This is a genomic window from Streptomyces sp. LN549 (assembly GCF_043203805.1).
GTDB lineage: Bacteria > Actinomycetota > Actinomycetes > Streptomycetales > Streptomycetaceae > Streptomyces.
Genome location: NZ_JAZHRI010000002.1, coordinates 3,998,792 through 4,019,305, shown reverse-complemented (window position 1 = coordinate 4,019,305; position 20,514 = coordinate 3,998,792). Strand labels below are relative to the sequence as shown.

The window sequence follows — 20,514 nt, the reverse complement described above, 5'->3', positions numbered from 1 at the left end:
GCTGCCGGGCCGCTGCCGTTGTCAGTGGGAGCCGTCACAATGGGTCATGTGAGTAAGACCAGCCTTCCCGCAGCAGACCACGCGACCCGGCTCCGCGAAGCCCTGCTCGCCGCCGCCTTCACCGCCGACGGGCTCCTCGACCTGCTCGGCGCACCTGCCTACGCCGCGCTCGCCCGCAGCGAGACGGTCCCGGCGCTTCGGGCCACCAGGGGTGATGCGCCGCTCGACACGCTCGTGCGCCTCTTCCTGCTCCAGCGCCCTGTCCCCGCCGGGCGGGCAGCCGCCGTGCTGCCGCTGGTGGAGTGCGTGGCGGACGGCTGGCTCACCGAGGCGGACGGCGAGGTGCGGGCGACGGTCGACGTGCGCCCGTACAGCGGGCCGGAGGACCAGGACTGGTTCATCGTCTCCGATCTGGGCTGCGCGGTCGGCGGCGCGGGCGGGATCGGTTCGCACGAGGAGGGCGTCGTCCTCGGGATCGGCGGGGCCTCCACCACCCTCGCCGGGATCACCGTCCGCAGGCCCGTCGGCTCCGCCCTGGACGTCGGTACGGGCTCCGGCATCCAGGCGCTGCACGCCTCGCAGCACGCCACCCGGGTCACCGCCACCGATCTCAACCCACGCGCCCTCGACTTCACCCGGCTGACCCTCGCCCTGTCCGGCGCCGCCCCCGCCGACCTGCGCGAGGGGTCGTTGTACGAGCCCGTCGGCACCGAGACGTTCGACCTCATCGTCTCCAACCCGCCCTTCGTCATCTCGCCCGGCGCCCGTCTCACCTACCGCGACGGCGGCATGGCGGGCGACGACCTGTGCCGGACCCTGGTGCAGCAGACCGGCGACCGGCTCAACGAGGGCGGCTACGCCCACTTCCTGGCCAACTGGCAGCACACCGAGGACGAGGAGTGGCAGGACAGGCTGCGGTCCTGGGTTCCGGACGGCTGCGACGCCTGGATCGTGCAGCGTGAGGTGCAGGACGTCACGCAGTACGCCGAGCTTTGGCTGCGCGACAGCGGGGACCACCGCACGGACCCCGCGGAGTACGCCGCGCGGTACGACGCCTGGCTCGACGAGTTCGAGGCCCACGGGACGAAGGGGGTCGGCTTCGGCTGGATCACGCTGCGGAAGTCCGCCGCGGCCGCCGCCGGGGAGCCCTCGATCGTGATCGAGGAGTGGCCGCACGCCGTGGAGCAGCCGCTCGGACCGGCAGTCGAGGCGCACTTCGCCCGCCAGGACTACCTGCGGGAGCAGGACGACGCCGGGCTGCTGGCCGCGCACTTCACCCTCGCCGCCGAGGTCGTGCAGGAGCAGGTGGGGCTGCCGGGGGCGGAGGACCCCGAGCACGTGGTGCTGCGTCAGAACCGCGGCATGCGTCGCGCGACGAAGGTCGACGCGGTCGGTGCCGGATTCGCGGGCGTGTGCGACGGATCGCTGCCCGCCGGCCGGATCCTGGACGCGATCGCCCAGCTGATGAACGAGGACCCGGTACTGCTGCGCGACCGCACCCCGCAGGCCATCCGGCTGCTGGTCGAGGAGGGATTCCTGGAGCCCCTGCCCCCGGCCGGGCGGATGGCCGGATGATCCGTATCGAGCTGGACGAGGCGTCGCTCGGCGCGACCCGGATCGCAATCAGCCCGCTGTGGGACGCGTTCTGCAGCCTGCATCTGGCCATGCCGCACCGCACCCCCTCCCGGCCCTACGAGGAGTGGGTGGTGCGTGCCCGCGAGGTGCTGCGGGAGGACGAGCGGACCGATGCGCTGCGGCTGTTGATCGACGGCCCGCACAACTTCCCGGACTTCCTGCTGCCCCGTCCGGTCGGGGCCACGTCGGTCGAGGCGGAGCTGGAGGCCGTCCGGACCACACCGGCCGATGTCGTACGGGCAGGGGTCGCCGAACACTATGCGGGGCTTGAGGACCACCCCCGCATCCGCCCGTACCTGGCGGACCCCGAGGCGGCCTGCTCGGCCCTCGCCGATGCGTACGCGGCGTACTGGGAAGGCGCGATGGCCGCTCACTGGCCCACCATGCGCCGGCTCGTCGAGGACGAGGTCCTGATCAGGGCCCGGACCTTCGCCACCGAAGGCATCGACGCGCTGTTCACCGGTCTGGAGAGCCGCGCCAAGTGGACGCCGCCCGTCCTTGAGCTGACGAAGCACATCGACGCGGAATACCGGGCCGGCGAGCGCCGGCTGCTGCTCGTCCCGCTCGTCTTCGCCGAGGGCTGCCGGCTCTACTCCACCGACGACCCCGAGGTCCTGACGGTCTCCTTCCAGGCACGCGGTGCGGGTGCGCTGCGCGAACGGGCCGTGGAGCACCCCGAGAGCGGTGACCGGCTCGGCCTGCTGCTGGGCCGGGGCCGCGCCTCGGTCCTGCGACAGCTCGGCGGGCCGCTCACCACGGCCGGGATAGCCGACCGGCTGGGGCTCGCGCCGAGCACGGTCTCGGAGCATCTGTCGGTCCTCGCCGAGGCGGACGTCGTCACCCGGCACCGGATAGGCCGCAGCGTGTACTACCAGCTCACGGACACCGGCCGGGCCCTGCTCGCGCTGCTCTCCGGGGAGGACGTGCTGCGCGCGGTGTCCTGAGCGGGCATGCCGGTGAGGTGACGGCCCGGGCATGCCGGTGGGGTGACGGCCCAGTCCGGCAGGGGGCCGGGACGATTCGGCGGCCCCCGAATCGATGGCGGGTGCGGCACGGCCGGGCCTAGCGTCCCCGCCATGCTTGCGATCGAGGCGAAGAACCTACGCCGCACCTACACCAGCCGGACCGGCTTCCTGCGTCCGCGCCGCACCGAGACCGAAGCCGTGCGCGGGATCACCTTCGAGGTGGCGCGCGGCGAGCTCTTCGGGCTCCTCGGCCCCAACGGGGCGGGCAAGACCACCACCATCAAGATGCTCAACACCCTGCTGCTGCCCACCTCCGGCACCGCCCGGGTGCTGGGCCACGACGTGGCGTCCGACCCCGTCGCCGTACGCCGCAGGATCGGCTACGTCTTCGGCGGCGACCGGGGCCTGTACGACCGGCTCTCCGCCCTCGACAACCTGCGCTACTTCGCCGAGTTGTACGCCGTCGAACCACGCGAGCAGAAGCGGCGGATCGCCGAGCTGCTCGATCTCGTGGGCCTCACGGGCCGGGAGAAGGAACGGGTCGAGGGGTACTCGCGCGGGATGCGGCAACGGCTGCACATCGCGCGCGGACTTCTGCACCGGCCCGATGTCCTGTTCCTCGACGAACCGTCCATCGGCGTCGACCCGGTGGCGGCGCGCGACCTGCGGCGCACCGTCGCCGATCTGCGGGCCGGCGGCACCACCGTGTTGCTGACCACTCATTACATGGCCGAGGCGGATGAGTTGTGCGACCGGATCGCGGTCATCGCCGGCGGCACGATCCGCGCGCTGGGGACTCCGGACCGGCTCAAGTCCAGGGTCCAGGAGCGCGGCATCCTGGAGATCGAGGCGTACGGGGCAGGCGAGGAACACCTCGACCGCATCCGGGACCTGGCAGGCGTGCACGGGGTGGCCGCCGAGGACCGGGGCAGCCGACAGGCCGTCATCGTGCAGACGGAACGCGGCGCGGAGCTGCACACGCAGGTGCTGGCGGCGCTCGACGGGGTGCGGGTCGGACGGGTCGTCACACGTGAACCCACGCTGGAGGACGCCTACATCGCGATCGTCGAGGAGGCGGAGACGGGCATCCCGGTGGACGGCCGGACGGACGTGGCCGTCGCACCGCCGGCCGTTCCCGTCCAGGCTGCCGAGACGGTCCGGTCCACCGACGAGGCCGCGGCATGACCGCCGCGCGGGCCCTGCGCCTGATCACCGTCGGCGTGCGTACCCACGTCTCGTACATGAGCCGTTCACCACTCGAAATCACCTTCGCCGTCCTCGTACCGCTGGTGTACGCGACACTCGCGGTCTATCTCTTCCGTGCCGCCGACGACCCCGACCACCTGCTCACGGCGGCCGTCGGCGCCGGGCTGATGGGCATCTGGTCCTCGGTGCTCTTCGGATCGGGCGGAGCCGTGCAGAACCAGCGCTGGCTCGGCACGCTGGAGACCCTGGTCGCCTCGCCCACCCCGCTCTCTCTCGTGCTGCTGCCCATCACCCTGGCCACCGCCGTCATCGGTACGTACGCCATGGGGGCGACGGTGATCTGGGGCGCCGTGCTCTTCGACGTGCCGCTCGACTTCGCGCACCCGCTGCTCTTCCTGATCGCCGTTCCGGTGTGTGTCCTGTCGCTCGGGATGATGGGGCTGTTGCTCGCCGCCACGTTCGTGCTGCTGCGCAACGCCAACGCGCTCGCCAACCCGCTGGACGCCCCCGTGTGGCTGCTGTCCGGGATGCTCGTGCCCGTCACCGTGCTGCCGGAGTGGACACGTCCGGTTTCCTGGGCGCTGCCCACGACCTGGGGCTCGCGCGCGGTGCATGCGGCGACCTCGGGCGGGGCGGGAGCCGCTGAGGTGCTGGTTCCGATGGCCGTGGCCCTCGCCCTCGGCACGCTGTACGCCGTGGTCGCCGTCCTGGTCCTGGGGCGGGTCGAACAGCGTGCGCGCGCCGCCGCCACCCTCTCCCTCGCGTGAAGCAGCCACGGTTCAGGTCCCCTCGCCCCAAGCCACCACGACTGAAGCCCCCTGCCTTCCCAGCCCCCGCCTCCCCTGCTCGAACCAGGAGTTGCCCCGCATGCCTGCGCACACACTGGACCCCGGCCGCGCCGTCGGCCCCCGCCGGAGGACCCTCTCCGCTCTGCGGCTCGTCGTGATCGGTGGCGGCCTGTCCTACCGGGCCCTCTTCAACTGGACCACGCCGCCCATGTTCATCGGCACCCTGTTGGTCGGGCCGCTGCTGCAACTGCTGTTCTTCGTCTTCCTGGGACGAGAGCTCCACGTCGCCGACGACCACTTCTACCTGCTCGGCAACGCCGTCGTGTCCGCGTCGACCGCCTGCGTGTACGGCGGCACGATGGCCATCGCCAACGAACGCCGGTACGGGACGCTCGGAGCCGTGCTGCTCAGCCCCCGGAATCGAGCTCCGCTCTGGTTCGGCCGCGCTCTGCCGTATGTACTGAACGGCCTTGTCATCAGCGTCTTCACGCTCTCCGCAGCCTGTCTGCTGCTCGGGCTTCGGATTCCGGTTGGGGCATTGCCCGGGCTGGCAGCCGTCCTGCTGGCGGCTGCGGCGGGGTGCTCCGCCTTCGGCCTGGCGCTGGGGGCGCTGGGTCTGCGGTTCCGCGATGTCTTCCTCATCTCGAATGTGGCCAGCTCCGGGCTTCTGCTCCTGACCGGCGCGAACGTGCCGCGGGAGAACCTGCCGGAGTGGATGCGGGCCGTCGGGGACGTCCTGCCGATGACCCACGCGGCCGAAACGGCACGTGAGTTGTCCGCAGGCGAAGGTCTCGACGGCCGGGGCATCGCCGCGGAGCTCGTGACGGGGGCGGGGTACGTCGTGCTCGCCGTCGTACTGCTGACGGTGTTCGAACGCGGCAGCAGGCGGCGCGCGACCCTCGACGTGATGTGAATTCGGCCATGGTCGCCGCGCATGTGCGCCGACCTGTCCAGCCGGGCTCGGCTGTTCACCCGGCGTTCGTGCCGGCGACGTTCCGCGGTGGGAGTCTCCCCCGGAACCGGGGCGGTACCGCACGGGCAGACGATGCCGGGCCGCGCCAGAGGGACAGGGAGGCGTACGGGTATGGAGAGCGGACCTGCTGTCTTCGCCGGAACGGTGTTCGCACTGTTCGGCGCCGCATTGCTGCTGTGGACGGGGGCTCGCGTGCTGCACCGTGCGCCGGTGGCGCACGGGGTGAGCCCCGCCGTCTCCACCGCACTCGCGACTGTGTTCGGCGTACTTTTCCTCGTCCTCGGGGTGTGGTGCCTCACTCGCATCTGAAGCCGCTCCGGTCCCGGCCGCCCGCGTCGGCCCGGGAACACGCCCGGGCTGCCCGCCGCTCGACCCCCGTACCCGCAGAGCGGCCGCAGCACCGCCGAAACCCGCAGGCAGTGGCCTTGCGCATGGCCCGCCGAGCGGGCCGGGCGGCAGGAATGGCGGAAGTCGGGTTACCGTTCGAGTGGCCGTTGCGGGCTTTTGCCGTTTGACACGGGGGCGGGTTGTACCGTCACACTCCGCAGCGACAGCACTGTCGGCAGCGTCATCGCGCTGCCCTGATGCCCACCGAGCGTCGACCGGAGAGAAGAGCGAAGTTGTCCCCGACCAGCGAGACCGCACAGGGCGGCCGCCGACTCGTCATCGTCGAGTCGCCTGCCAAGGCGAAGACGATCAAGGGCTATCTCGGCCCCGGATACGTCGTCGAGGCGAGCGTCGGGCACATCCGCGACCTCCCGAACGGCGCCGCCGAGGTGCCGGACGAGTACACCGGCGAGGTACGCCGTCTCGGCGTCGACGTCGAGAACGACTTCCAGCCGATCTATGTCGTCAATGCCGACAAGAAGGCCCAGGTCAGGAAGCTCAAGCAGCTGCTGGCCGAGTCCGACGAACTCTTCCTCGCCACCGATGAGGACCGCGAGGGCGAAGCCATCGCGTGGCACCTGCAGGAAGTGCTCAAGCCCAAGGTCCCCGTCCACCGGATGGTCTTCCACGAGATCACCAAGGACGCGATCCGGGCCGCCGTCGCCAACCCGCGCGAGCTCAACCAGCGCATGGTCGACGCCCAGGAAACCCGCCGTATCCTCGACCGCCTCTACGGCTACGAGGTCTCGCCGGTCCTGTGGAAGAAGGTCATGCCGCGGCTCTCGGCGGGCCGCGTCCAGTCGGTCGCCACCCGCCTCGTCGTCGAGCGGGAGCGCGAGCGCATCGCCTTCCGTTCCGCCGAGTACTGGGACCTGACCGGCACCTTCGCCACCGGCCGCACCGGTGACGCCTCCGACCCCTCGACGCTCACCGCCCGCCTCAGCGCGGTCGACGGGCGCCGCATCGCCCAGGGCCGCGACTTCGGTCCGGACGGGCAGCTCAAGGCCGGCTCCGCCCAGACCCTGCACCTGGACGAGACGAACGCACGCGCCCTGGCCGCCGCGCTCGCCGACTCCGCGTTCGCCGTGCGATCCGTCGAGTCGAAGCCGTACCGCCGTTCCCCGTACGCCCCCTTCCGTACGACGACCCTCCAGCAGGAGGCGAGCCGGAAGCTGGGCTTCGGGGCCAAGGCCACCATGCAGGTCGCGCAGAAGCTGTACGAGAACGGCTTCATCACCTACATGCGTACCGACTCCACGACCCTCTCGGACACCGCGATCTCCGCGGCCCGGGCCCAGGTCACGCAGTTGTACGGGGCGAATTACCTGCCGGACAAGCCCCGCACGTACGCCGGCAAGGTCAAGAACGCGCAGGAGGCGCACGAGGCGATCCGCCCCTCCGGCGACCGCTTCCGCACCCCTGCCGAGACCGGCCTCACCGGTGACCAGTTCCGGCTCTACGAGCTGATCTGGAAGCGGACCGTCGCCTCCCAGATGAAGGACGCGGTCGGCAACTCCGTCACCGTCAAGATCGGCGGCCGGGCGAGCGACGGCCGGGACGCCGAGTTCTCCGCGTCCGGCAAGACGATCACCTTCCACGGCTTCATGAAGGCGTACGTCGAAGGCGCCGACGACCCCAACGCCGAGCTCGACGACCGTGAGCGCCGGCTGCCGCAGGTCGCCGAGGGCGACGCGCTGACCGCCGACGAGGTCACGGTCGACGGCCACGCCACCAAGCCGCCGGCCCGCTACACCGAGGCCTCGCTGGTCAAGGAGCTCGAAGAGCGCGAGATCGGCCGCCCGTCGACGTACGCCTCGATCATCGGGACGATCCTCGACCGCGGCTACGTGTTCAAGAAGGGCACGGCGCTCGTACCGTCGTTCCTGTCGTTCGCCGTGGTCAACCTGCTGGAGAAGCACTTCGGCCGGCTCGTCGACTACGACTTCACGGCCCGCATGGAGGACGACCTCGACCGCATCGCGCGGGGTGAGGCCCAGTCCGTGCCGTGGCTGAAGCGCTTCTACTTCGGCGCGCAGGCCGGGGACGACACGGCCGGTGCCGGAAAGGCCTCCGACGCGGGCAACGGCGACGGCGACCACCTCGGTGGGCTCAAGGAGCTCGTCACCGACCTCGGTGCGATCGACGCCCGGGAGATCTCCTCGTTCCCCGTCGGCAACGACATCAAGCTCCGGGTCGGCCGGTACGGCCCGTACATCGAGCGGGGCGAGAAGGACTCCGAGGGCCACCAACGCGCGGACGTCCCCGAGGAGCTGGCGCCCGACGAGCTGTCCGTCGAGTACGCGGAGGAGCTGCTGGCCAAGCCGAGCGGCGACTTCGAGCTCGGTGCGGACCCGGTGAGCGGGAACCAGATCATCGCCAAGGACGGGCGCTACGGTCCGTACGTCACCGAGGTGCTGCCCGAGGGCACCCCGAAGACCGGCAAGAACGCGGTGAAGCCGCGGACGGCTTCGTTGTTCAAGTCGATGTCGCTCGACACGGTGACGCTGGCCGACGCGCTGAAGCTGATGTCGCTGCCGCGCGTCGTCGGCGAGGACGCCGAGGGCGTCGAGATCACCGCGCAGAACGGTCGCTACGGCCCGTACCTGAAGAAGGGCACGGACTCGCGGTCGCTGACCTCCGAGGACCAGCTCTTCGACATCACGCTCGAAGAGGCACTGGCGATCTACGCCCAGCCCAAGCAGCGTGGCCGTGCCGCGGCGAAGCCGCCGCTGAAGGAGCTGGGGACCGACCCGGTGAGCGGGGCTCCGGTCGTCGTCAAGGACGGGCGCTTCGGTGCGTACGTCACCGACGGCGAGACGAACGCGACGCTGCGGACCGACGACAGCGTCGAGGACATCACGCCGGAGCGCGGCTACGAGCTGCTCGCCGAGAAGCGTGCCAAGGGGCCCGCCAAGAAGAAGACGGCGAAGAAGGCTCCGGCAAAGAAGGCGCCGGCGAAGAAGGCGACCGCGGCGAAGAAGACGGCGACGGCCGCGAAGAAGACGACGACTGCGGCGAAGAAGACCGCGGCGAAGAAGACGACGGGCGCGGCCAAGAAGACCGCGGCGACGAAGACGGCTTCCGCGGCGTCTGCGGAGGACTGACCTTCCGGGGCCCGGGACGGGTTCCTGCAACGCCGGGCGGACTGGACGTGTGTCCAGGCCGCCCGGCGTTGCTGCGTTCCTGGGGCCGGTGCGGGGTGCCTGGCTGGGTGCGGGCGGTGCGGGGGTGGGGCGCCTGCGGCGGGCCTTTCCCCCTACCCGCCCCTTCCCGTAACCGGGGCTCCGCCCCGGACCCCGCTCCTCAAACGCCGGAGGGGCTGGGAGGTACGCGGGACGGGACCGGCGGCCGGCAGGCACGCGGGACGGGGCCGGCAGGCACGCGGGACGGGCTGGGCTGAGAAGTACGCGGGAGGGGCTGAGAAGTACGGAAGTACGCCGGGGGAGGTTGGAAGGTACCCCGGAGGGGCTGGGGGGTAAGAGGTCCCGGAGGGTCTGGGGTGAGAGCTCCTGAGGGGCCGGAGGAGAGGCCCTGAGGGGTGGAAACTGTTCCGGTCGGCAGGCCGGATCGGCGGGTCTGCGGTCGTATGTTCGGACGCGGGCCCCGGGCACCGGCCCGCTCCCGATAGGCTGGGCGGATGACGCGAGCCGAGCAGCCAACGGTCGTGAGCCCCACCTCCGACACACTTGCCGCAGACTCACGCGAGCGCGCCGTACGAGCCCTGTTGCGTGTTCCCCCGCTGAAGCGGTTGTGGAGCGCCCAGCTCGTCGGCAGTACCGGCGATGCACTCGCCCTTCTCGTGATGGTGTTGCTGTCGCTGCAAGCGGCGGTCCTTGAGGGCTCATTCGGATCCGGATACCGCGGGGCGGCCTTCGCCGTCGCCGCCGTCTTCGGGGCCCGGATTATTTCCACCCTGCTCTTCGGAGCCGTACTCCTGGGGCCGTTGACGACCCTGACGGCCCCGGGAGGGCCGCTCGACCGGCGGTGGCTGATGATCGGCGCCGACGGGCTGCGGCTCGCGCTGCTGGTCGTCGCGCCCCTGTGGATCGACTGGACGCCCGACAAGGCGCTCATGATGATCCTGATCACCGTCTTCGTCACCGGTGCGGGCGAACGCCTGTGGACGATCGCGAAGGACAGCGCCGCGCCCGCGCTGCTGCCCGCCCCGCCGATCGAGGGCGCCGCGGTGCGCCCGCTGCCGGACCACCTCGACACGCTGCGCCGACTCTCCCTGCGTACGGACTTCGCGGCCGTTCCCGCCGCCGCGGCCGTTCTGCTGGTCGCCACGCTCATCGGCAACCTGCTGGGCTCGGGCCTGGAGTGGTTCTCCTTCCACCAGGCGGCCCTCGGTTCGTACGTCGCGGCCGGGCTGTTCTCCGCCTCCATCTCCACCCTGTACTTCCTGGAACTGCCCGGTTCACCGACGCCCCGTCCGCGCTCGCCCCTGGAGGGGCTGCGCCGGCCGTCCGCCGGCAGCGGACCGGACAAGGGCCGCACCGGCGCCGTCCCGCTGGTCGTCGCGACCTGCGCCGCGGTCGCCGGAGCGATCGCGGCCGCGGCCGCCGTCGCCGTGCTGCACGCCGCCGACCTCGGCGGCGGTCCCGTCACCTTCGCCCTGCTGATCCTCGCCCTGACCGGCAGTACGGGCGTCGGCATCCGCACCGCGCAGAAGGTGCTGCCGGCCCTGTCGCGTCGGCGGCTGCTCTTCCTGGCCACCGCCGTCACCGGAGTGGCTCTGCTGACGATGGGCCTGGTGCCGGACACGGCGACCGTCGTCCTCGTCGCCGTACTCGCCGGATACGCGGCGGGTGTCGCAGCGAACACCGGCCATGTGCTCGTCGACCAGGAGACCGAGGAGTTCCGCCGGGCCCGCACCACCGAGCACCTTCAGGCCGTCGTCCGGGTCCTGATCGCGCTCGGCGCTGTCGGCGGCCCGCTGGTGGCCGCCGCCATCGGCACCCACCGGCTGACCGCGGGCGACTTCGTCTTCGCGCACGGCGGGGCCGCGTTCACCCTGATGCTGATCGGCGCGCTGCTGCTGCCGGTCGCCGCGATCGTCCTCGCGAAGACGGACGACCGTTCCGGAGTGCCGCTGCGCCGAGACCTTCGCGAGGCGCTGCGCGGCGGCGACCCGGCGGTCGCCCCCGCCGCGACCGGCTTCTTCCTCGCCCTGGAGGGCGGTGACGGAGCGGGCAAGTCCACCCAGGTCGAGGCGCTCGCCGAGTGGATCCGCGCCAAGGGCCACGAGGTCGTCGTCACCCGTGAGCCGGGCGCGACCCCGGTCGGCAAGCGGCTGCGCTCGATCCTGCTCGACGTGTCGTCGGCCGGGCTCTCCAACCGGGCCGAGGCCCTGCTGTACGCCGCCGACCGCGCCGAGCACGTCGACTCGGTCGTGCGTCCGGCGCTGGAGCGGGGTGCGATCGTCATCTCCGACCGTTACATCGACTCGTCCGTCGCCTATCAGGGTGCGGGCCGCGATCTCGCGCCGACCGAGATCGCCCGGATCTCGCGCTGGGCGACGAGCGGGCTCGTACCGCACCTGACGGTGCTCCTGGACGTCGACCCGCAGACCGCGAGGGAACGGTTCACCGAGGCGCCCGACCGGCTGGAGTCCGAGCCGCCCGAGTTCCACGCCCGGGTGCGGTCCGGCTTCCTGACGCTGGCCGCCGCCGATCCGACGCGCTACCTGGTGGTGGACGCGGGCCAGGAACCGGAGGCCATCACCACGGTCGTACGTCACCGGCTCGACCAGCTCCTTCCGCTCTCCGAGGCCGAGATCAAGGCCCGGGAAGAGGCGCGCAAGGCCGCCGAGGAAGAGGCCAGGCACCTCGCCGAGGCGGAGGCGGCGCGCAAGGCGGAGGAGGAGCGCCTGGAGCGCGAGCGGCAGGAGCAGCTCGCCAAGCTCCGCGCCGAGGAGGAGGAGCGCAAGCGCCGCGAGGAGGAGGAAGCGCGCCGTCGCGAGGCCGAACGCCAGGCGGAGGAGGCCCGGCAGCGTGCTGAGGAGGCCCGCCGGATCGCCGAGGAGGAGCGCGCCCGGGTCGAGGCCGAGGACGCGGCCCGCGAGGCCGAGCAGGCGCGGCTGCGCCGCCAGGCCGAGGAGGAGGCCCGACTGCGCCAGGAGGCCGAGGCCCGGCGCCTGGAGAAGCAGCGCAAGGCGGAGGAGGCGCTGCTCCGCGCCGAGGCGGCGCGCAGGCAGGCAGAGGCCGAGGCGGCCGCGGCCGCGGAGAGCGCCCGTGACCGGGCGGCGGCCGCCCAGGCGGAAGCCGATGCCGAGGCGGCTGCGGCAGCGAGGGCTTCGCGTGCCGCCGGGCCGTCCAAGCCGTCTGGGCCGTCCGTTTCGGACAGTGAGCTGACGGTGCCGACCCCGATCGTCAACCCGAACGAGATCACGCAGCCGGTGCCTTCCCCGGTGGACCCGCAGTCCGGTTCCGACCGGCCCCGGAGCGCTTCGCAGTCCGCGCCGTGGCCTTCCGACGAGGCCGAGACGGCGATGATCCCGAAGGTCTCCGACACGTCCGGACATCCCGGTGCGGCGGACGAGACGGCGGTGCTTCCGCCGGTACGGGACACGGGACGGGACTCCGGACGGAATTCCGGACGCGACGCCGACCCCGCGGACCGGGTGCCGCGCGGCATCTTCCGGGACGAGCGCCCGGCGGACTCCGTACCGGAGGGCGAGAACGAGCGCACCCGTGAGCTGCCGCAGATCACCGACCCGCACGCGGACCGGGATCAGCAGGAGGCGTCCCCCCGGTCGCGCCGTCCCCGCCCCGACTGGGCGGAGGAGACCCCGCTGGACGATCTGCCCACGCTGGCGGACGAGCTGCTCGGCGACCACGACGACGAGGGCCCCGAGAGCAGGGGCCGGGGGCGTCGCCCGCGCCGCTGACCTGGTACGCCGACGGTCCTGCGCGAACAGGCGCAGGACCGTCGGCGTCCGGCGCGGCCACCGGGCCGGCTGCCATGGTGCGGCCCCCCACCGGGCCGGCTGCCATGGTGCGGCCCCCCACCGGGCCGGCTGCCACGGTGCGGCCCCCCACCGGGCCGGCTGCCACGGCCGGTTCGTCCGTCTGTCGGGATTGTCAGACCCGTCCCCCACAATGGGAAGCCGGATCGACGAAGGCCACGGCGAGAGCCGTGACGTGAGCCACACAGGGCCGCGCCGCCGTTCCACGGAACGGCGGCGCGGCCGCACACCACCGGAAGGGCGGTGACCCATGTCCGTATGGGACGACCTGGTCGGCCAGGACCGCGTGCAGGAGCAGCTCGGTGCCGCCGCCCGGGACGCCGACGTGCTGGTCACCGCCAATTCCACGGGGGAGCCGGTGCCACCCGGTTCGAGGATGACCCATGCCTGGCTGTTCACCGGCCCTCCGGGCTCCGGCCGGTCCACCGCGGCCCGGGCCTTCGCCGCCGCCCTGCAGTGCACCAGCCCGGACCGCGCCCTGGGCGGGGCGCCGGGCTGCGGCTTCTGCGACGGCTGTCACACGAGCCTCATCGGTACGCATGCCGATGTCGACGTGATCCGCACCGATCTGCTCTCCATCGGTGTGAAGGAGACCCGGGAGCTGGTCCGCCGCGCCCAGCTCTCGCCGGCCGTCGGGCGCTGGCAGGTCATCGTCATGGAGGACGCCGACCGCCTCACCGAAGGTGCGGGCAATGTGCTGCTGAAGGCGGTCGAGGAGCCCGCGCCGCGCACGGTGTGGCTGCTCTGCGCGCCCTCCCTGGAGGACGTGCTGCCCACGATCCGGTCCCGCTGTCGCCACCTCACCCTGCGTACCCCGTCGGTCGACGCCGTCGCCGATGTCCTGATCCGGCGCGACGGCATCGATCCGGAGCGGGCCGCGGCCGCCGCCCGCGCCACCCAGGGACACATCGGCAGGGCCCGCCGCCTGGCCACCGACGAGCGTGCCCGTGCCCGCAGGGCGGCCGTCCTGAAGCTTCCGCTGCGCGTCGACGACATCGGCGGCTGTCTGAAGGCCGCGCAGGAGCTGATCGACACGGCCACCGACGACGCGAAGCAGGCGTCCGAGGATGTCGACGTCAAGGAGACGGAAGACATGAAGGCCGCGCTCGGCGCCTCCGCCGGTGGCCGGATGCCGCGGGGGACGGCAGGGGTGATGAAGGAGCTGGAGGACCGGCAGAAGCGCCGCAAGACGCGTACCCAGCGCGACAGCCTCGATCTGGCGCTCACCGAACTGACAGGGTTCTACCGCGATGTGCTCGCCCTGCAGCTGGGTTCCCGGATCGCCATCGCCAACGCGGACGCCCAGGACTCCCTCGACCGCATCGCCCGCTCGTCCACACCCGAGCGCACCCTGCGCCGGATCGAGGCCGTGAGCGCCTGCCGCCGGGCGCTGGACCGCAATGTGGCCCCGCTGCTCGCGGTGGAGGCGATGACGATGGCGCTGCGGGCGGGCTGAGGCCGCCGGTCACGGCTGCACAACGCGGCTGTCGCACAGCCCGATCGCTCACCGAATCACCCGAAAGAGCAGGGAAACGGGCGAGTCGCCGCCCGGCGGCTACGCTCCGGACATGCACACCAGGCGCCCGCTCCGCACCCTCGCCCTTGCGCTCGGCACTGCCGGCCTCCTCATCTCCGGCTGTACCAGCGGGAGTTCGACGACGGGCGCCTCGTCGCCCGCGCAGGCGGCCTCGGCCTCCCCCTCCGCCGTACCGGCTGCGCTGAAGGCGTTCTACGACCAGCACCTGAGCTGGCGGGACTGCGGTGTGACCGGATTCCAGTGCACCACGATGAAGGCGCCACTCGACTACGCGAAGCCGGGCGGCGACGAGATCAAACTGGCCGTCTCCCGCAAGAAGGCCACCGGGCCCGGAAAGCGGATCGGCTCCCTCCTGGTCAACCCGGGAGGTCCCGGCGGATCGGCCATCGGTTATCTCCAGGGTTACGCCGCGATCGGCTACCCCGCCCAGGTGCGCGCCCGCTACGACATGGTCGCCATCGACCCGCGCGGGGTGGCACGCAGTGAACCCGTCGAATGCCTCACCGGTTCGCAGATGGACGACTACACGCAGGTCGACCAGACCCCGGACGACGCGGCCGAGGTCACGAAGCTGAGCGGCGCCTTCAAGAAGTTCGCCACGGGCTGCGAGCAGCGCTCGGGCGAGATCCTGCCGCACGTCTCGACCGTGGAGACGGCCCGCGACATGGACATCCTGCGTGCACTGCTCGGGGACGAGCAGCTGCACTACGTCGGGGCCTCGTACGGAACCTTCCTGGGCGCGACGTACGCCGAGCTCTTCCCCGCGCGCGTGGGCCGACTCGTGCTCGACGGCGCGATGGACCCCTCGCTCCCGTCGGTCGAGATGAACCGGGACCAGACGGCGGGGTTCGAGACCGCGTTCCAGTCCTTCGCGGCGGACTGCGTGAAGAAGGCGGACTGCCCGCTCGGCACGACGTCCGCCGCCGATGCGGCGACGAACCTGAAGAAGCTGTTCAGTGACCTCGACGCGAAGCCGATCCCCACGGGAGAGTCCCGCAAGCTCGGCGAGTCCCTCGCCACCACGGGCGTCATCGCCGCCATGTACGACGAGACGGCCTGGCCCCAGCTCCGCGAGGCACTAGCCGGTGCGAAGGCGGGTGACGGCTCGGGGCTGCTCTCCCTGGCGGACAGCTACTACGAGCGCGAGCCGAACGGTACGTACGCGAACCTCATGTACGCCAACGCGGCCGTGAACTGCCTCGACCTCCCGCCCGCGTTCGCCACCTCGAAGGCGGTCACCCAGGCCCTGCCCGCCTTCGAGAAGGCCTCGCCGGTCTTCGGGAAGGGCTTCGCCTGGGCCTCCCTGAACTGCGCCTACTGGCCGGTCCCCGCCACCGGCACCCCGCACCCCGTCAAGGCCGAGGGTGCCGCCCCGATCGTGGTCGTCGGCACCACCCGGGACCCGGCGACCCCGTACAAGTGGGCCCGGTCTCTCGCGGGCCAGCTCTCCTCGGGCACGCTCCTCACCTACGAGGGCGACGGGCACACGGCGTACGGCCGCGGCAGCGACTGCATCGACACGGCGATCAACACGTACCTCCTGGAGGGCACCCCGCCGGCCGACGGAAAGAAGTGCTCCTGACTCCGCCCACCCCGCCACCACCTGCCCGCTGAGCCGCCCACTGACCTGCGACTACGGCCGTACGACGGGCCGGTACGGAGCACCCCCGGAAACTGTGTAGACTTGGCGACGCTGCTGATCGCACCATGGTGTGACAGGGCGTGCCGCCTTAGCTCAGTTGGCCAGAGCAACGCACTCGTAATGCGTAGGTCTCGGGTTCGAATCCCGAAGGCGGCTCCGTGAAAGCCCCAGGACTCACTCGCCGTGACCTGGGGCTTTTGCTTTTACTGGATGCGGCGGCGCCGCCGGGCGCGGAGCCGATGGAGGTCCGCCGTGGCCGGTCACGTGGGGACGGACTGCTGGAGTACCCGTCCCCGTGGTGAGGACCACGACCGGGGCGAGGCCGGCGCCGGTACCACCCCTGCATGTGCCACCACGCGGTACTCGCGCGCCTGCGAGTTGGGGTGGTGGCCGGCGCCGCACACGGTCAGCGCCGGGTGAACACCGGGGTCCACCGGCCGTCGTAGCGCAAGGTCGCCTTCCGGAAGCCCGACAGAGGGGTTGTCTGCTTGCCGTCCAGGCTGACCAGGAGGAGCTGGTTGCGGAACTCGCCCTTGCCGGGGCTGCACTCGTCCGGGTCGCACCGCCAGGCGATGACGTGATCATTGTCGGCCCAGGCGACCAGCTGCTGACCGGGCACCAGTGCGGCCCGCTTGCCCGTCCTGACATCCAGGACCTCGGAGACGATCTGGTCGCCGTCCCCTGCGAAGGCGCCGGTCACCAGGTTTCCGTCAGGAGACACGACGGCGCCCTGGTAGGGCAGCGACGCCTTCTTGGGCGGGTGCGGGACCTCCTTGCCGTGCACGTCGTAGTAGATCCCCCCGGCCTTGTTGGACCAGGGCTCCCACACCAGCGAACCGTCACGGCTCCAGAGGAAGTCCTGGCGTCCGCCGGCGGTGAGGGGCCTCTGTGCGTTCTTCCTGTACGGCCGCTCGGTGAAGTCCGTGCGGCCGGAGGCGACATCGATCACGTAGTAGCCGGTGCGGCTCTGCTTCGGCCCCGGCACCGTCTTGTCGTTCAGCCGGTATGACGCGTCCTTGAAGAGGCCGTCCGGGTCGAGGCCGTACGCCGTTGCCAGCAGCTGCTTGCCGTCCGGCGAGAACTGCACACTGCCGACGCCCCTGTCGGCCCTGATCCAGCGTTGGATCCTGCCCGAGGTCAGGTCCAGCAGGCCGATGCGATCGACGGGCAGACCGCGTTCCAGTACTGCCGCGGTCCGCATCCCGGGCGCGACATCGAGCCAGGCCCAGCCGGTCTTCTCGTAGCGCCCCGTGGCGGCGTCGAGCAGGCTCCACCGGTACGTGCCGACCGCGTCACCGTTCGGCTGCTTCACGGACTTCGTCGTGTAGTACGCCGATACGGCGACCCTGCCGGCGGAGATCAGCTCCCGCGGCGGCGATTGGTCCGGGTGGGCCGTCACGTCCACGCGTGGGGAGTCGGTCACGCCCGAGGGCCGTACCTGCCCGTCGTCATCGTCCAGGACGAGTGCCACCGCGACTCCCGTCGCGACGACTGCCGCCACGACCCCGCTCACGACAAGACCGCGTATGCCACGGCGGCGCCGCGACGTGCGCAGCCGCTCGGCGGCCTCGCCGAGCCTGTGTGCCCTCTGCACGTCCGCTGCAGTCTCCTTGAGGCCTTCGCGGTCGAGTTGTCCGGGTTGCATGGCATTACCTCCACGGGAGAGAAGACTGGGTTGGGGCGCCCGCACACAACCAGAACTCTCAAAAGGATTCGGCGGATGAAGAACTGTCCGCTGCTGCAAGTTGCTGCGGCCGCGAGTGGAGTGGAATGCCGTACAAGGCATTCCACTCCACAAGCGTCCTGGTTACGGCCTACTCGTCGAACCAGTCGGAGTACTGGACGGCGCCGCCGCCGCTCCACCAGAACTGCATCTGGTAGGTCGGACCGCTGTTGCCGACGTTGAAGCCGCCCTTGTCGCAGCCGGCGTCGCCGCCGTCATTGACGTAGAGCTCCGTCTGCTTGTGACTGATCAATTGTCCTTCGACGCCGTAGCCGTCCGCCTTGGTGTCGCAGACCTCGAACATGTCGCCGTCGTCGATGTAGGTCATGTGGCCGTGGCTGTTGCTGAGGGTCTTGTTTGTGTCGAGGGCGCCGGACTCGGCGGCCATGGCCGGCGACGCGGTAGCGGCCATCACCGCGGCGGCTGCTGCCGCTACAGCTAGACGAGTGAACGATGTGACCATCGGTTCCTCTTTCTCTGCAGAATCGTGAAAGGACCGTTCGGGAAAATGGCCCTTGAATCAACCGGGGCGCGTGACCTACTCGTTGAACCACGCGGAGGTGATGGTGGCGCCGCCGCCGTTCCACATGAGCGCCATCTGGTAGTCCGACGAGTTGGTGACGTCGTAGCCGCCCTTGTCGCAGCCGGCGTCGCCGCCGTCGTCAATGGCGAATACCAGGTGAGGGGCGGTCTTGCTGATGTAAAGCGCACCCACCACGCCGTAGCCGTCCGCGTTGGTGTCGCAGATCTCGAAGACGTCGCCGTCGTCGTGGTAGATCATCTTGCCGTGCGAGCTGCTGATGGACTTGTCGGTGTCGAGGGCGCCGACTTCGGTGGCCTGAGCCGTCGACATTGTGCCGCCGAGAACTGTGGCAACGGCCGCGCCGGCCACGGCTATACGGGCGAACGATTTGACCATGGGATCCTCAATCTGGGTCGGGACTGTGGAATGCAGTCGTTGGGCGTTCGAACTGCAGGAGCAGGCCTATTCGTTGAACCAGCCACTCGCCACCCGGGAGTAGTCGCCGTTCCACTCGAGCACCATCATGTAATCGCTGGTGTTGGTGATGTCGACGCCGTCCTTGTCGCAGCCGGAGTCGCCGCCGTCGTCAACGCTGAGCATGATGTCGGTGGGATACCGCATTACATATCCGGTCACGCCGTGGCCGTCTGCCTTGGTGTCACAGACTTCGAACATGTCGCCGTCGTCGTGGTAGATCATCTTGCCGTGCGAGCTGCTGATGGTCTTGTCGGTGTCGAGGGCGCCGACTTCGGTGGCCTGAGCCGTCGACATTGTGCCGGCGAGAACTGTGGCAACGGCCGCGCCGGCCACGGCTATACGCGCGAACGACTTCATCAGTGGTTCCCCTTTGTCCGTGCATGCGGAGCAACTCGACGGGAACTCCGCTCGATCGGCACTGACTTTAGGCACAAGGCATGAGCCGGTACACGGACTTGAGGTTGCTCTGAGGTAAGCCGAGAATCCGAGCCGTTCACGGAAGGTGACCGGAATAGTGAATTCCACACGACGATGGTGCAATAAAGGGGCACAGAAACGAGTGCAATCGGACGTCGCCGGTACACGCTCTGATGGTGAACACTCTCCGAATGTGATCTAGATCACATCCTTTCAATCCACCTCCAGGGCTTCAGGGTTGATGGCGGCGACCGAATGGGTCCGAACCGGCCGGAAATCTTGCGGCGTCGGCGATTTGCCGGACTGTGGAGGGTGGCCCTGTCGAAAGCGGTCCAAGTCGATGAGGTCAAGTTCCGTGCGGTCGATGAGGTCAACTTCCGTGCGATTGAGACGTTTTGCTCTCGATGTGGAGACCTTCATTCCGGTGCGGGAGTCGCATGAAGTGACGGGCTGTGCGCGGCATATGCATCGCCGGATCGCTCTTCGGCGGCAACTGCCAAAGTCCTGAAGGTCGGTCAGGGTGGCGTGATGCGGGTCACCTTCGCGAGCCGTCCGTACCCGGAGCGTGTGGGCGCCGAGGTCGGATCGGTCTGGTTTCTGTGCCTCTTTATTGCGTCATTGGTGCATGGAATTCGCCGTTCCGGTCGCCTTCCGTGGACGGCTCGGATTACCGCATCAGCTCAGAGAAACCTCAAGTCCGTGTAATGCCTGATGCCTTGTGTCTAAGGTCGGTGCCGATCGAGCGGAGCCTTCAAGGCTGCTTCGCCTGCACAGAATCAGGGGAACCAATGATCAAGTCGTTCGCCCGTATAGCCGTGGCCGGCGCGGCCGTTGCCACAGTTCTCACCGGCACGATGTCGACGGCCCAGGCCACCGAAGTCGGCGTCCTCGACAGCAACAAGACCATCTCCCTCCCGGGCGGCCAGGGCACGATGACCTTCATCGATGACGGGGACGTCTTCCAGGTCTGCGACACCAAGGCGGACGGCCACGGCGTCGCGGGCCGCCTGATCGACAACACCTACAACGAGAAGATCTACATCGACGACGGCGGCGACGCCGGCTGTGACAAGAAGGGCTACGACGTCGGGCAGTCCGGGTCGTTCCAGATGCAGCTCTCCTGGAACGGTGGCGGCGGCGATGTGAAGTCCGAGTGGTTCAACGAGTAATCCGGAAGCCAGGACTGCTGCGATCACGGGGGCACTTCACGCCGCCGGCTGGGCACCCCCAGCCGGCGGCGGTGCTCGTCGGGGCAGGCGGCGGGCGCCACGGCA

At 70.6% G+C, this 20,514-nt stretch carries 15 protein-coding genes and 1 tRNA gene; 12 read left to right on the top strand and 4 right to left on the bottom strand.

The window, feature by feature from the left end; all coding sequences use genetic code 11:
* Positions 1–39: 39 nt before the first annotated feature.
* From SH922_RS18070 to SH922_RS18020, 11 genes are all read left to right on the top strand, one after another.
* Positions 40–1,575: a methyltransferase gene (locus SH922_RS18070; RefSeq protein WP_393058979.1), complete on the top strand. Its 1,536-nt coding sequence runs from the start codon at positions 40–42 to the stop codon at positions 1,573–1,575.
* Entirely contained in the window at positions 1,572–2,579 is a 1,008-nt protein-coding gene (locus SH922_RS18065; protein WP_393058978.1) for a winged helix-turn-helix domain-containing protein, read from the top strand. The genes SH922_RS18070 and SH922_RS18065 overlap by 4 nt, the downstream gene beginning before the upstream one ends.
* 132 nt (positions 2,580–2,711) lie before the next feature.
* A complete protein-coding gene (locus tag SH922_RS18060; protein ID WP_393058977.1) occupies positions 2,712–3,785 on the top strand; it encodes an ATP-binding cassette domain-containing protein in 1,074 nt (357 codons plus the stop codon).
* The gene (locus tag SH922_RS18055) at positions 3,782–4,573 is read left to right on the top strand and encodes an ABC transporter permease (protein ID WP_393058976.1); all 792 of its coding nucleotides are present in this window, start codon (positions 3,782–3,784) and stop codon (positions 4,571–4,573) included. Before SH922_RS18060 ends, SH922_RS18055 begins: the two co-directional genes overlap by 4 nt.
* A gap of 100 nt (positions 4,574–4,673) precedes the next feature.
* The gene (locus tag SH922_RS18050; protein ID WP_393058975.1) at positions 4,674–5,507 is read left to right on the top strand and encodes an ABC transporter permease; all 834 of its coding nucleotides are present in this window, start codon (positions 4,674–4,676) and stop codon (positions 5,505–5,507) included.
* A gap of 171 nt (positions 5,508–5,678) precedes the next feature.
* Entirely contained in the window at positions 5,679–5,876 is a 198-nt protein-coding gene (locus tag SH922_RS18045; protein ID WP_326737100.1) for a hypothetical protein, read from the top strand.
* 311 nt (positions 5,877–6,187) lie between these two features.
* Positions 6,188–9,058, top strand: coding sequence for a type I DNA topoisomerase (gene topA, locus SH922_RS18040; protein WP_393058974.1), 2,871 nt, complete (start codon positions 6,188–6,190; stop codon positions 9,056–9,058).
* Positions 9,059–9,591: 533 nt separating this feature from the next.
* A complete protein-coding gene (tmk, locus tag SH922_RS18035) occupies positions 9,592–12,843 on the top strand; it encodes a dTMP kinase (RefSeq protein WP_393058973.1) in 3,252 nt (1,083 codons plus the stop codon).
* Between the two features lie 328 nt (positions 12,844–13,171).
* Positions 13,172–14,377 carry a DNA polymerase III subunit delta' gene (locus SH922_RS18030; protein ID WP_393058972.1) on the top strand — a complete coding sequence of 402 codons (1,206 nt, stop codon included), beginning with the start codon at positions 13,172–13,174 and terminating at the stop codon, positions 14,375–14,377.
* A 112-nt stretch (positions 14,378–14,489) separates the two neighbouring features.
* Positions 14,490–16,040 carry an alpha/beta hydrolase gene (locus tag SH922_RS18025; protein WP_393058971.1) on the top strand — a complete coding sequence of 517 codons (1,551 nt, stop codon included), beginning with the start codon at positions 14,490–14,492 and terminating at the stop codon, positions 16,038–16,040.
* Positions 16,041–16,182: 142 nt separating this feature from the next.
* Positions 16,183–16,256 (top strand) — tRNA-Thr (locus tag SH922_RS18020).
* A gap of 250 nt (positions 16,257–16,506) precedes the next feature.
* Here SH922_RS18020 and SH922_RS18015 read toward each other — a convergent pair.
* The 4 genes from SH922_RS18015 to SH922_RS18000 form a co-directional block, all read right to left on the bottom strand.
* Positions 16,507–17,745 carry a hypothetical protein gene (locus SH922_RS18015; protein WP_393058970.1) on the bottom strand — a complete coding sequence of 413 codons (1,239 nt, stop codon included), beginning with the start codon at positions 17,743–17,745 and terminating at the stop codon, positions 16,507–16,509.
* Positions 17,746–17,914: 169 nt separating this feature from the next.
* Positions 17,915–18,286 (bottom strand): hypothetical protein, encoded by a 372-nt coding sequence (locus SH922_RS18010; RefSeq protein WP_393058969.1) that lies wholly within the window; start codon positions 18,284–18,286, stop codon positions 17,915–17,917.
* 75 nt (positions 18,287–18,361) lie between these two features.
* Complete coding sequence (locus SH922_RS18005; protein WP_393058968.1) at positions 18,362–18,742, bottom strand: hypothetical protein; 381 nt, start codon at positions 18,740–18,742, stop codon at positions 18,362–18,364.
* 66 nt (positions 18,743–18,808) lie between these two features.
* Positions 18,809–19,180 (bottom strand): hypothetical protein, encoded by a 372-nt coding sequence (locus tag SH922_RS18000; protein WP_393058967.1) that lies wholly within the window; start codon positions 19,178–19,180, stop codon positions 18,809–18,811.
* Between the two features lie 848 nt (positions 19,181–20,028).
* On the opposite strand from SH922_RS18000, the gene SH922_RS17995 reads away from it, so the two are divergent.
* Positions 20,029–20,409: a hypothetical protein gene (locus tag SH922_RS17995; RefSeq protein ID WP_393058966.1), complete on the top strand. Its 381-nt coding sequence runs from the start codon at positions 20,029–20,031 to the stop codon at positions 20,407–20,409.
* The last annotated feature ends 105 nt before the right edge of the window (positions 20,410–20,514 follow it).